Source organism: Streptomyces spinoverrucosus (genome assembly GCF_006539505.1).
Classification (GTDB): domain Bacteria; phylum Actinomycetota; class Actinomycetes; order Streptomycetales; family Streptomycetaceae; genus Streptomyces; species Streptomyces spinoverrucosus.
In genome coordinates this window covers 163553-176356 of the sequence record NZ_BJND01000020.1, presented here as the reverse complement: position 1 = coordinate 176356, position 12804 = coordinate 163553, and the positions used below count along the sequence as shown (strand labels likewise).

Here is a 12804-nt window from a genome sequence, read left to right as displayed (position 1 = left end):
TTCAGGAAGCGGGCTGCTCCACCTTCGTGTCGGCCTTGCCGTCGACGGCCGCCGCCAGCTGCGGAACCAGCCGCTCGACCACGTACCGCAGGCTGAGGACGGTGCCCATGGACAGCGCGTTGCCGTAGTCGCTGGTCTCGTTGACGTAGACCTCGCGGCCCTCCTCCACCACCTTCAGGTCCTTGTACGAGGCGTCCTTGTGCAGCTTGTCGGCGTCCTTGGTCACGTCCGCGACCTGCCACACGATGGCGTCCTGGTCGAGCAGATCGGTGCGCTCCTTGCTGATGTTCGCGCCGAACTGGTCCCCGATCACCTTGTCCAGGTCCTCGGGCAGAGTGAACCCGAGGTCGGTGAGGAGATGCGACCGCGGGTCCTGGCTGCCGAAGACGAACATGCCCTCGTACGGCGTGGCCATCACGGCCGTCTGCCCCTTGAACTCGGGGTGCTCCGCGACGGCCGCCGCGATCGCGTCCTCGGTCTCCTTGACCGCCGCGGCGGCCTGCTCGGGCTTGCCGAGCGCCTTGCCGATCGTCTCGGTCTGCTCCTGCCACGGCACGCCGTAGTCGTTGTACTGCTTCGGCTGGGCGACCACGGGGGCGAACTTGGACAGCGACTCGTACTGCTCCTTGGTGAGTCCGCCGTAGACCGCGAGGATCAGGTCCGGCTTGAGCGAGGCGATCTTCTCCACCTGCGGGCCGGTACCGGTGTCCTTGAGTACGGTCGGTGCCGCCCCGCTGCCGAGCTTGTCCTCGGCCCAGGGTCCGACGGCGCCCTTGTAGCCGCCCAGCCATTCGGTGGTGCCGACCGGGACCTCGCCGAGCGCCAGGACCGAGTCCTGGTCGGTGAGGCCGACGGTGACGATCCGCTTCGGCTCGGACTTGATGGTCGTACTGCCGTACTTGTGCGCGACGGTGACCGGGAACGCGGACTCTCCGGAGGCGCCTGCCTGCGCACTCGCGTCCGTGTCGTCGGATCCGGAGTCGTCACCGCCGCAGGCCGTGGCCGTGACGAGGAGCAGGAGGGCTGAGGCGAGCGTGGCGGCGAGCCGTGGTGCTCTGCGGGAGCGGAACATCGTGGTCCTTTGTTGTTCGGGTTCCAGTGGAGCGGGGTGGTGCGGGGTGGATCTCGGTGGTGCGTTTACGGGGTGTGGGGGCCGGATCTCAGCGGTGCGTCTACGAGGTGTGGGGGCCGGGGTGCGTGTGGTTGCCGGTGTGGTTGCCGGTGTCGCGGGTGTCCGACCACGCCTTCCAGATGGCCGCGTAGCGTCCCTGGGCGGCGCGGAGTTCGTCGTGGGTGCCGGTCTCGACGACGCGGCCCGCGTCCATGACGACGATGCGGTCGGCGGTAGCCGCCTGGCTGAGGCGATGGGCGACGATCAGCGCGGTGCGGCCGTCCACCGCCTGGGCGACCGCCTTCTCCAGGGCGCGGGCTCCGGCGCTGCCTGCCTCGGCGGTGGCCTCGTCGAGGATCACCAGGGGAGGGTCGGCCAGGATCAGCCGGGCGAGCGCGAGAGCCTGCGTCTGTGCGCCGCTGAGCCGGTGGCCGCCGTCGCCGACGACGGTGTCGAGGCCGTCGGGCAGCGCCTCGGCCCAGGCCAGGGCGTCGACGCGGTCGAGTGCGGCGCGCAGTTCGCCGTCGGTGGCGTCGGGTTTGGCGAGGCGGAGGTCGTCGGCGAGCGGGCCCGCGAAGACGTGGGTCTCCTGGGTGATCAGGGCGACCGTCCGGGAGGCTGCCGCGCCGAGTTCGGTCGGTGGCACGCCGCCGATCAGGACGGTGCCGGTGGTGGGCGGCTGGATGCCCGCGATCAGTCGGGCCAGCGTGGTCTTGCCGGCGCCGCTGGCGCCGACGAGGGCAACGCGTTCGCCGTGCTGGATCGTCAGGTCGATGTCGTGCAGGACGGGATGGCCGGGCCGGTACGCGTGACCGAGGCCCCGCACGGTGACCTCGACGCCGCCCGACCGGACGGAACCGGTCCGTTCCGGGGGCGGTGGCTGGTCGGTGACTCCGACGAGCCGCGACAGACTCGCCGTGGCCGACTGGGCGTCGTCGAGGAGGACTAGCGCCGAGTTGACCGGGGCGAACAGGCTGTGGAAGTACAGGGCGGCGGCGGTCGCCGTGCCGACGGACGCCGAGCCCTGGCGGACCAGCCAGTAGCCGGTGAACAGCACGGCGGCGAGTCCGATGTACTCGGCGATGTGCAGACGGCTGTAGAAGCCCAGCACCAGCCGCACCCCGCGCATGGTCAGCGCCACCACGGACCAGGACCGCTCGGTGACCCGCTCGGTGTGCTCCCGTTCCAGCCGGAAGGCGCGCACGGTGGAGCTGCCCGCGATGGTGTCGAGCAGTTGCTGCTGCTGGGCGCTCGCGGCCCGGCGCTGCTCGGCGTAGAGCGGGACCGCGCGGTCGACGTACCAGCGCGCGGTGGCCGCCTGCACGGGCACCGCGAGCAGCGCGGCCAGCAGGAAACGCCAGTCGAGCAGCGCCAGCGCGCCCAGCGTGAGGACGATGGTCAGCAGGGACCTGGCCAGTTCGGGCAGGGCGCTGCGGATGGCCTCGGCGATGAGGGAGACGTCGGCGGTGACGCGTGCGGTCAGATCACCGGCGCCGGCCTTCTCGATCCGCTCCAGCGGCAGCCCCAGCGCCCGCTCGACGAACAGCTCGCGCAGCCGGGCCAGGGTCGTCTCACCCAGCCGTGAGATCAGGGACAGACCGAACCCGGCGGTGACGCCCTGCGCCACGGCGACGGCCAGCAGCAGCGCCGCGGTGGTGGTGATGGCGTCGACGGAGCCGCGGTCGGCGGCCAGGTCGACGATCCGGCCCAACAGCGGCTGTACGAGCAGTCCGACGGCCGTGGAGGCGACCATGACGGCGAAAGCGGTGAGGGCCAACCGCCGTTGCGGGCACAGCAGTTCGGCGACGGCGGCGCGGGTGCGGGCCGGGGTCGCGACGGGGAGGAGGGGGGAGTCGGAGTGGTTGTTGGTGCGCGGCTCGGTCATGTGAGGACCGCCGTCCGGTAGGCGGCGAGGTCGTGGACGAGGTGCTCGTGGATGCCGCTCGCGGTGACCCTGCCGCCCTCGATCAGGACGACCCGGTCGGTCACGGCGAGCAGTGCGGGGCTGTTGGTCACCAGGACGGTGGTGCGGCCGCCGCGGACGTCCCGGATCCCGGCGGCGATGCCTGCCTCCGTGACGGCGTCGACGGCCGTGGTGGGCTCGTGGAGCACGAGCACCGGCGCGTCTGCGGCCAGCGCCCGGGCCAGCGCCACGCGCTGCCGCTGACCTCCGGAGAGCGAGTGGCCGCGTGCGGTGACGGCCGTGTCGGGACCGTCGGGCAGGGCGCGTACCACCTCGTCCGTGCCCGACGCGGCGATCGCGGCGGTGACGGGAGCGGCGGCGTGGGCGCCGACGGCGGCGGTGACGTTGTCGAGGAGCGTGCCCTCGAAGAGGTCGGCGTCGTGCTCGGCGACCAGGATCGCCGCCCGCACCTCGGCGAGGCTCAGCGCGGGCAGTTCCGTCCCGTCCAGTGCCAGGGCCCCGCTCTCCGGGTCGGCGTGGCGGCCCAGGCAGCGCATCAGGGCCGTCGCGTCGCCGGGGTCGGTGGTGACGACGCCCACCGTCTCGCCCGGGGCGATGTCGAGGTCCACCTCGCGCAGAGAGCCGTACGACAGGCTGCTCAGCCGCAGTCGACCTTCGACCCGTCGCAGGACGGCGCCGTCGGACGGCCCTCCCGGCGTCACGGCCCGGTCGGCGCCGAGCACCTCGGCGATCCGGGCGGCGGACGCCCGGCCCTGCGCCAGCTGCGCGTTGACCCAGGAGAACTCGGAGAGCGGGCCGATGAGGAAGAGCGCGAGCGCGACGGACGAGACGAGTTCGCCGAGGCCGATGTCGCCGCGTGCGGTGAGCCGTCCGCCGACAAGCGCCACCAGAGCGAGGAACGCGCCGGTGAGGATGGTGACGACACCGTTCTGCCAGGCCTCGGCCCGGGCCGCGCGCAGGGTGGCGGTCAGCGACTCCTGGCTGATACGGCGGTAGCGGGCGACGGCCGCCGGTTCGGCGCCGATGCCCTTGAGCACCCGCAGCCCGGCCACGAGGTCCGCCGCGACGCCCGAGGCCCGCGCCGCGCGTTCCTGCTCGGTCTCGCTGCGCCGCTCCAGGGGCTTGCTCAGCAGATGCACCAGCCATAGCAGCAGCGGGGTGCCCAGCAGCACGAGCAGACCGAGGACGAGGGAGATCCGCAGCAGGACGACCGCGCCGACGGCCAGGCCGGTCGCGGCCGCGATGCCGACGATGAGCGCCATCGTGACGGCCCCGACCCGCTTGGCGTCCTCGGTCGCTGTGTTCGCCAGCTCCCCGGGCAGCCGGCCGTCCTCCGCGCCGCCTTCGGGGGCGAGGACGCGGCCGATCAGCTGGGTCCTGAGGCGGTGCGCGGCGGTCACGGAGGCGCGTTCGCCGGCTCGTGCGCTGAAGCGGAAGCTGAAGGACAGCCCGACGTAGACGACGGCCAGGACGCCGAGCCACAGCAGCAGTCCGCCCGCATCACCGTCCACGACACCTCGTTCGACGGCCAGTCCGATGAGCACCGGCACCAGGGCTTCGCCCGTCTGGTGACCCATGCCCAGGACCGCGCCGAGCGCGACGTCGCGGCGCTGCCCGCCGACCGCACGCCACAGGACACTCCGCCCCGGCAGGTCCGCTTTTCTCACGCATCCCTCCGGAAGGGGGTTCACAGCGTCCATACATCGTGCACAAAACTTAGGTAAGGCTAATCAGAACTGCCCCTCGCGGCTACCCCCTTGAGGTCTCGAAGGGGCATCGTCGACGCTGATGAGCCGGTATCTGTGTGCGTACGTCGAACTGCCGCGCCGATCTGCCCGTTTGGGCCGGGCGCGGCGCGCGGCGAGGATCAGCGCGTTCACCTTCGGGCGTTCCTTGCGCAGCCTGTTGAGGGCCGCCCGGGGCATGTCGGCGAGCGCCGCCGCGGACGCGTGCTGGGCGCCCCCGCGAATCGCCTGGAGCAGCACGAGCAACGCGGCCGGGGCCGGCGGACGCGCAGCGCCGTTGCCGTCGGACCCGTGCGACCGGGCCAGTGCCCGCGCACCCGACAACGCCGCGGCGAACGCCGGGTTGTGGTCCTGCCAGTTCAGCAGCAGCCGTTCCGGCACCCCGGCGGCCGCGGCACACCCGGCCGGACCGAAGCCGAGGGCCGCCGCCCGCACGGCCTCGGCCATGCGCGCCAGTGTCTCCTCGCGCAGGCTCGGACCACGCCCCAACGCGGCGAGCAACTCGCCGTCGAGTCCTTCTTGCGCGTCGATCCGCGCCAGCACACCATCGGCCCAGGCCGCCAAGTCGCGGTCGGGGCCAGCTGTTTCCGTCACCGGAGCCCCCTTAGGTTAGCCTTACCTAAACACATGAACGAGCCATGTGCCAGCAGGTCGCCGGGGAGAACCGGAAGGAGCCGTCCTTGCTCTCGTCGAGGATCACCAACGCCCGCATCATCACGATGGATCCGGCCCGCCCGATCGCCCACGAACTCGGCATCTGGCGCGGCCGCATCGTCGGCCTGGACGAAGAGGTGGCGGGACTGCCGGCGCGGCGCACCCTGGACCTGGACGGCGCCGTGGTGCTGCCGGGCTTCATCGACAGCCATGTGCATCTGGCCTGGACCGGGTTGAAGGCGGCGGTCCCGAGTGTCGCGCCGAGCACCCGGGCCGACGACGTACTCCGGGTCGTTGCGGACGCGGTCGCCCAGGCGCCCGCCGACGCCTGGCTGGACTTCGGCGGCTACGACCAGCGCACCCTCGACCGCCCGCTGACGGCCGCGGACCTCGACGCCGTCAGCGCGGGCCGCAAGGTGTACCTGGGCCATCTCTCCGGCCACGCCTGCCTGGTGAACACCGCGATCCTGCGAGACCTCCCCGCCGAGGCGGTCAGCGCCGACGGCTTCCTCGTCGAGGGCGCCATGGGAGCCGCCCTGCGGACCCGGCCACCGCACTCCCTGGAGGAACTGGCCGGAGCCATCGAGCACGCGGCCCGCGTCTGCCGCTCCGAAGGGGTGACGGCGTGCGCCGAAGCGGGAGTCGGCGGCCGTCTGATCGGCCACAGCCCCATCGAGGCGGCGGCCTACCAGCTCGCCCACGACGCAGGCCGGCTGCCGATACGTGTGCAGCTCATGGTGGCGGCCGACGCCCTCGACCACGTCCGCACGGCCCCGCAGGACACCACCAGCCGCGCCCTCGCACTAGGCCTCCGCACCGGGTTCGGCGACGGTGCCCTCTCCCTGGGAGCCCTGAAGATCTTCACCGACGGCGGGATGATGGCCCGCACGGCCGCGCTGACCAGCCCCTACCGGGGAACCGACACCTCCGGGCAACTCCAGGCGAGCGCCGAGGAGTTGGGGGACACCATCGTGGCGGGGCACCGCGCGGGCTGGCAGCTCGCGATTCACGCCATCGGCGACCGGGCGGTCGACGTCGCCCTGGACGCCCTGGAGCGGGCGCAGCGACTGCACCCGCGCCCGCAGGCACGTCACCGCATCGAGCACGCGGGCCTGGTCCGCCCCGACCAGCTGCCCCGGCTGGCCGCGCTCGGAGTCACCGTCGTCGTCCAGCCGAGCTTTCTGCGCTACTACGGGGACGACTACGCCACGGTCATGGGGGAAGACCGGGCGGGCTGGCTCTACCGCGGCCGCGGCTTCCTCGACCACGGCGTCCGGGTGGCGGGCAGCTCGGACCGCCCGGTCGCAAACGGCGCACCGCTACGGGCCGTCCAGTTCATGGTCGAACGGGCCTCGGAGTCCGGGCGGGCCATCGGCCCCGACGAGTCGATCACCGTCGACGAGGCCCTACGCGCCTACACCATCGACGCCGCCCACGCCTGCCACTGGGAGTCCGACGCGGGCAGCCTCACCCCGGGCAAGCGTGCGGACCTCGTCGTGCTCGGCGACGACCCGTACAAGGTGGAACCCTCCCGGATCGCGGACATCGAGGTGCTGGACACGTTCGTGGAGGGCGAGGACGGCCTCTGACCGGCGGGACCGCCCCGATGCCGGTCGCGACACCACGGCGGACCGCCCTCCGCTGCGAGGCACCGTCTGCCGATTAGCCTGCGGTCATGGGACTCGGCCTGCTGTTCGCGCTGTGCGCCGCCGTCTTCATGGGAACGGCGACCGTGTTCCAGGCGCTCGGAGCACGAAGGGTGGCTCCCGGCGGCGCCGGAGCGGCCGTGCGGGCCACCTGGCAGTGGCCGTTCATCGTGGGAGTCGCCCTCGACACGCTGGGATTCGGCGCCGAACTGCTCTCCTTGCGCTCGGTCCCCCTCTTCCTCGTCGAAGCGGCGGTCGCCGCAGCACTGGCGGTCACCGCGATCGTCTCGGCGATCGTGCTGCGCATCCGGCTGCGACGGGTGGAGTGGGCCGCCGTCGCCGCGGTGTGCGGCGGGCTCGCGCTGATGGCGATCGCCGCGGGCCGGGAGACCGGCGGGGACGGCGACCAGAGAATGCGGCTCGCGGTGCTGGTGGGGTCGGTCGGGCTCGCCCTGGTGAGCTGGGCGCTGAACCTCCGTCTGGGGGAGCTGCGGCACCGCGCGGCCGTGCTGGGCGGCCTGGCCGGGATCAGCTTCGGCGTGGTGTCCGTCGCGGCGCGGCTGCTGCCGGGACTGACTCTGCCCGGCCTGCTCGTCGATCCGGCGGTGTACGCCGTGATCGTCTCCGGGATCACCGGCTATCTGCTCCTGATCGCGGCCCTGCAGTCCGGCTCGGTCACCTGCGCCACCGCGGCGATGGTCACCGGCGAGACCGTCTGGCCCGCGCTGTTCGGCGTCGTCTGGCTGGGCGACACCACCCGCCACGGGTTCGCGCCGCTGGCCGTCGCCGGTTTCGCGGCCTCCATCGCGGGCGCCCTCGCGCTGGCCCGCTTCGGCGAGGCGGAGGAGCAGGCGCCGTAGGCGCACCGGCTCGTTGCCTACCGCTCACCCTTGGGTGCTCATTTCTGCTTGCAACAGCCTCTCTCTGAGCACCTATTGACACCTCGTCGCCCGGTCGACAGAGTCGTTCGGCGACAAGAGCAGTCGGCCACTCACAAGGGAGCGTTCAGCGCCATGCATGAAATCCCTGCTGTCTCACGCCGTACTCTCATGGGTGGAGCCCTGGCCTCCGGTGCCGTCGTCGCAGGTCTGGGCACCGCCACCGCCCACGCGGGCCCGACCGCCGACACCCCACCGGCCCGGCGCCGCGGCCAGAAGTCGATGATCAACGTCCCCTTCGACACGTACCGGACGGTCCGCGTCGCCCTGATCGGCCTCGGCAACCGGGGCCACGGCATGGCCTCGGGATGGGCCGCCGTCCCCGGCTGCACCGTCACGGCCGTGTGCGACATCCGCGCCGACCGCGCCAGACGAACCGCCGACCAACTGGCCGCCGAAGGCCGCCCCCGGCCCGCCGAGTACGGCGGCTCCGCGGACGCCTACGAACGCATGCTGCGTCGCGAGGACATCGACCTCGTCTACGTGGCCACCCCCTGGGAGTTCCACTACGAGCAGGGCCGCGCCGCCCTGCTCTCCGGCAGGCACGCCATCGTCGAACTGCCCATCGCCACCGAACTGCGCGAACTGTGGGACCTCGTCGACACCAGCGAGCGGACCCGCAGACACCTGTTCCTGTCCGAGAACTGCTCTTACGGCCGCAATGAGCTGGCGATGCTGAAGATGGCCCACGACGGTCTCCTCGGCGACGTCACCAACGGCCACGGCGGCTACCTGCACGACCTGCGCGCGCTGCTGTTCTCCGACACGTACTACACCGACTCCTGGCGGCGGTTGTGGCACACCCGCAGTACCGCGTCGTTCTACCCCATGCACGGCCTCGCCCCGATCGCGGCGGCCATGGACATCAACCGCGGCGACCGCATGACGACGCTGCGGGCCACCGCCACCGAGCCCAGAGGCCTGGCCGACTACCGCGAGCGGTTCGTCCCGCGATCCCACCCCAGCTGGAAGGAGACCTACATCAACGGTGACTTGATCACCTGCCTGATCGACACCGCCCAGGGCCGGGTGATCCGTGCCGAGCACGAGGTCAGCTCGCCCCGCCCCTACAGCCGTATCAACTCACTCGCCGGCAGCCGCGGCATCTTCGAGGACTACGCCGGAGTGACCTCCGCGAGCGGGGGCCGCGTGTACCTGGAGCCGGATCACAGCGGCCACGCTTGGCGGCCGTTCGACACCTACCTCAAGGAGTTCGACCACTGGCTCTGGCAGAAGATCGGTGACGACGCCGCCAACAACGGCGGGCACGGCGGAATGGACTACGTCCTGCAGTGGCGCACCGTGCAGCAGATGCGTGCCGGGCTCGTCCCCGACATGGATGTCTACGACGCCGCCGTCTGGTGCTCCCCGATCCCGCTGAGCGTCAAGTCCCTCGCGGCGGGCGGCCGTCCGGTCACCGTCCCCGACTTCACCCGCGGCTCCTGGGTCAACCACCGCACCGGTCTCGACTCACGCCCCAGCGAGATGCCGCCGGTCACCTGAACAGGGCGGACTTTTCCTCCGTGCCGGGAACTCCCACCACGCGCGGGACGACTCCTGGTGTGCCAACCGACATGCACATCAGGGGAGTTGATGACACATGGATGCCGAGCCCGGAGGGACCCGGCGCGGAGTGCTGCGCGGCGCGGTGACCGGTGCCCTGGGGGCGGGGCTGGCTGTCGCCACCGGGGTGAGCAGCCCGGCCGTCGCGGCAACCGGGGGAAAGGACGCCCGGTTACGGGTGGCCGTGCTGTTGTACGACGGGATCACCGCGCTGGACGCGGTGGGACCGTACGAGGTGCTGTGCCGGGTGCCGGACGTGCGGGTGACCATGGTGGCCCGTGAGCGGGGGCGGGTGCGTACGGACACGGGTGAGCTGGAGCTCGTGGCGGAACGCGCGATGCGCGACGTCCGCAGGGCCGACGTGCTGCTGGTGCCCGGCGGCAGTCAGCGCGCAACCGTGGCCATGATGGAGGACACCGCCGTCCACGAGTGGATCCGCCACATCCACCGCCACTCGACCTGGACTACATCGGTGTGCACCGGCTCACTGATCCTCGGTGCCGCCGGACTGCTGCGCGGCCTGCCGGCCACCACGTACTGGGCGTCCCGCCCCTATCTGAAGGAACTCGGCGCCACGTACACACCCGGACGGTTCGTGGAGGCCGGAAAGATCATCACGGCCGCGGGGGTGTCCGCCGGTATCGACATGGGGCTGCATCTCGCCGCCCGCCTGTCCGACGAGAACGTGGCGCGGGCGATGCAACTCGCCGTCGAGTACGACCCGGATCCGCCGTACGACACCGGCAGCCCGGAGAAGGCCGACGAGGCCACGGAAACGCTGGCACTGAAACTGCTCGCGGACGCGGCGCGTTAGCCGGGCCTCGGACAGGCGGCCCGGCCGCGCGCTGCCTGCGATCGCCGGGAACCAGCCGCCCCGTTCTTCCGACTGCTGTGGAGGAGCGAGGAGGTGGCATGGACGGACTGGACGTCGTGATGCGCGAGGTCGCCTGCCGGCACGGCCGTGTGGAGGCCGTGCGGGACGTCGACCTCGACGTCGCGGCCGGCCAGCGGGTGGCGTTGACCGGCACCAACGGTTCGGGCAAGACCACGTTGCTGCGGGCGGTTCTCGGCCTGCACCGCCAGTGCGGCGGCCGGATCCTGGTGGGCGGCCGGGACACCCGGAGCGCGGCCGAGTGGGCGTGGCGGCGCCGGGCCTGCGCGTGGATTCCACAGAAACCGGCGACCGGCCGGTTCCCGCTGCTGGCCCGGGAGTTGCTGGCCAGCGGCGGCGCGCGGGCCGAGGCGGTGGAGGCGGCGGCGAAGCTGGGTGTGGGACACCTGGTGGAGCGGCCGTTGCACACCCTGTCCGGGGGACAGTTGCAGCGGATGTACCTGGCGCGGGCGGTCGGCTGTGTGGCCGCCGGCGCCGGGGTGCTGCTGGCCGACGAGCCCACCGCCGCGCTCGACTTCGCCGGGCAGGAGGAGGCCGCCGATGTGCTGCTGTCCCTGCCGGTGACCGTCGTGGTCGTCACGCACGACCGGGCGCTGGCCGATCGCTGCGACCGGGTGCTGGAGATGGCCGCGGGCTGTCTGCGGGAGGTGCGGTGAACGCCGTGGCCTGGGCCGACGTCGGCCAGTTGCTGCAGCTCGCCCCGGTCCAGCGCGCGGGCGTCGCCCTGCTGCTGGCGGCCGTGGGCCTGCCCGTGATCGGTGTCGTGATCGTCGGGCTGGACATCATGCCGGTGCGGTTCGCGATGATGCACGTGGCGCTGCTCGGCATCGCGGTCGGTCTGCTGACCGGCCTCGACCCGATGCTGTGCGCGCTGCTCGCCTGCGCCCTCGCGGGGGCCGGGGTCGCACCACTGGCCCGCACCCCGGACGGACTGTCGGGCGCGATGGGCCTGTTGATGAGCCTGGCGATCGCCGCCGCGCTGCTCGTGCTCGCGGTCTCCGGGGTCAACGCGGCGGGCGCGTTCGCGCTGCTGTGGGGGTCGATCCTGTCGGTGGGCACCGCCGACCTGTGGGTGATCGGTGCCCTGGCCGTCGTCGTCCCGGCCCTGTTCTGGTGGCGGCGCCGCGATCTCGCCCTGCTGCTGTACGACCGTGAGGTCGCCCTGTCCTCCGGCGTACGGGGCGAGCGGCTCACCCTGGTGCTGCTCGTGCTGGTCGCGGTGGCCGTCGGCGGAGCCATCAAGCTCACCGGTGCGCTGCTCGTCGACGCGCTCACCCTTCTGCCAGCGCTCGCCGCCCGCCGCCTGGGCACGTCCCTGAAGTCCATCACCGCCTGGGCCGTCGGCATCGGAATCGCCGTGAACCTCACCGGGTTCCTCGTCGCGCTCCGCTTCGACTGGCCGCCCGGGCCCGTGCTCGTCCTCACCGCCGGCGTGGTCGTCCTCGCCGTCCATCTCATCCCTGAACGGAGAATCAGCTCATGGCGCGCACCCGCGTCCGCATCACTCCCGTCCTCGCACTGACCCTCACCGCGGGGCTCGCCCTGACCACTACCGGCTGCGGCAGCGAATCCTCGTCGTCGGGCGCCGAGAACTCCTCGGACAAGCCGGTCGTCGTGGCCACCACCACTTGGGAGGGCGCCCTCGCCAAGGCCGCGGGCGCGCAGGACGTGAAGGTCATCGTCCCGCAGTCGGTGCAGCACGCCCCCGACTACGACCCCAAGCCCTCCGACCTGGCGGCGGTGGCCGACGCCGACTACGTGCTCTACGCGCCCTTCGAGCCGTACGCCGCGAAGATCAAGGAGGCGGCCGGGTCCGATGCCGAACTGGTCGAGGTGAGCCTCGACAACGACGCGGACAAGGCGAAGGCCGAGGTGACCCGACTGGCCAAGATGTTCGGCACCCAGGACGCCGCCGCCCGGTGGACCGCGTCCTTCGACTCCGAGTACGGCACGCTGCAGAAGGACCTGAAGGCCCAGTGGCCGGACGGAAAGCGGCCCACCGTCGTTGCTCAGGTCTTCTCGACGTGGGCGGCGAAGATGGCGGGCGCGGACCTCGCCGGTACCTACGGGCCGGAGGCCGTGACGGCGAAACAGCTGTCCGACCTGTCGAAGAAGAAGCCCCAACTGGTACTGAACAACGCGCATATGACGACCGGCACCGTCCTGCCCGACTCGGGCGCCGAGCAGGTGGACATCGTCAACTACCCGGGCGAGGACCTGGACCTGCTGGCGGTCTACCAGGACGCCGCCCAGATGGTGGAGACGGCGATGGCCGCGTCGTAAGGCGGTCCAGTCGCGCACGTCGAGGGCCGCCCCGGTCCGGGCGGCCCT

11 protein-coding genes are annotated in these 12804 nt (G+C 72.3%); 7 read left to right on the top strand and 4 right to left on the bottom strand.

The annotated features are described in order from the left end of the window. Position 1 precedes the first annotated feature (1 nt). From SSP24_RS15385 to SSP24_RS15370, 4 genes are all read right to left on the bottom strand, one after another. Positions 2-1072 (bottom strand): iron-siderophore ABC transporter substrate-binding protein, encoded by a 1071-nt coding sequence (locus tag SSP24_RS15385; protein ID WP_141310089.1) that lies wholly within the window; start codon positions 1070-1072, stop codon positions 2-4. Between the two features lie 100 nt (positions 1073-1172). After that, positions 1173-2996, bottom strand: a complete 1824-nt coding sequence (locus tag SSP24_RS15380) for an ABC transporter ATP-binding protein (protein ID WP_141310088.1) — start codon at positions 2994-2996, stop codon at positions 1173-1175. Then, a complete protein-coding gene (locus tag SSP24_RS15375) occupies positions 2993-4702 on the bottom strand; it encodes an ABC transporter ATP-binding protein (RefSeq protein ID WP_141310087.1) in 1710 nt (569 codons plus the stop codon). The genes SSP24_RS15380 and SSP24_RS15375 overlap by 4 nt, the downstream gene beginning before the upstream one ends. Positions 4703-4765: 63 nt before the next feature. Then, positions 4766-5374: a hypothetical protein gene (locus SSP24_RS15370; protein ID WP_141310086.1), complete on the bottom strand. Its 609-nt coding sequence runs from the start codon at positions 5372-5374 to the stop codon at positions 4766-4768. A gap of 86 nt (positions 5375-5460) precedes the next feature. On the opposite strand from SSP24_RS15370, the gene SSP24_RS15365 reads away from it, so the two are divergent. The 7 genes from SSP24_RS15365 to SSP24_RS15335 all read left to right on the top strand — a co-directional run bounded on the left by SSP24_RS15365 (position 5461) and on the right by SSP24_RS15335 (position 12756). Continuing rightward, entirely contained in the window at positions 5461-7023 is a 1563-nt protein-coding gene (locus tag SSP24_RS15365) for an amidohydrolase (RefSeq protein ID WP_141310085.1), read from the top strand. A gap of 86 nt (positions 7024-7109) precedes the next feature. Next, positions 7110-7940 carry a DMT family transporter gene (locus SSP24_RS15360; RefSeq protein ID WP_141310084.1) on the top strand — a complete coding sequence of 277 codons (831 nt, stop codon included), beginning with the start codon at positions 7110-7112 and terminating at the stop codon, positions 7938-7940. Positions 7941-8093: 153 nt separating this feature from the next. After that, complete coding sequence (locus SSP24_RS15355) at positions 8094-9521, top strand: Gfo/Idh/MocA family protein (protein WP_141310083.1); 1428 nt, start codon at positions 8094-8096, stop codon at positions 9519-9521. A 97-nt stretch (positions 9522-9618) separates the two neighbouring features. Then, positions 9619-10395: a DJ-1/PfpI family protein gene (locus tag SSP24_RS15350; RefSeq protein WP_141310082.1), complete on the top strand. Its 777-nt coding sequence runs from the start codon at positions 9619-9621 to the stop codon at positions 10393-10395. Positions 10396-10493: 98 nt separating this feature from the next. Beyond that, entirely contained in the window at positions 10494-11129 is a 636-nt protein-coding gene (locus SSP24_RS15345; RefSeq protein ID WP_141310081.1) for an ATP-binding cassette domain-containing protein, read from the top strand. Then, entirely contained in the window at positions 11126-11995 is an 870-nt protein-coding gene (locus SSP24_RS15340; RefSeq protein ID WP_141310080.1) for a metal ABC transporter permease, read from the top strand. The genes SSP24_RS15345 and SSP24_RS15340 overlap by 4 nt, the downstream gene beginning before the upstream one ends. Further along, positions 11953-12756, top strand: coding sequence for a metal ABC transporter solute-binding protein, Zn/Mn family (locus SSP24_RS15335; protein WP_141310079.1), 804 nt, complete (start codon positions 11953-11955; stop codon positions 12754-12756). The genes SSP24_RS15340 and SSP24_RS15335 overlap by 43 nt, the downstream gene beginning before the upstream one ends. Positions 12757-12804: the final 48 nt, after the last annotated feature.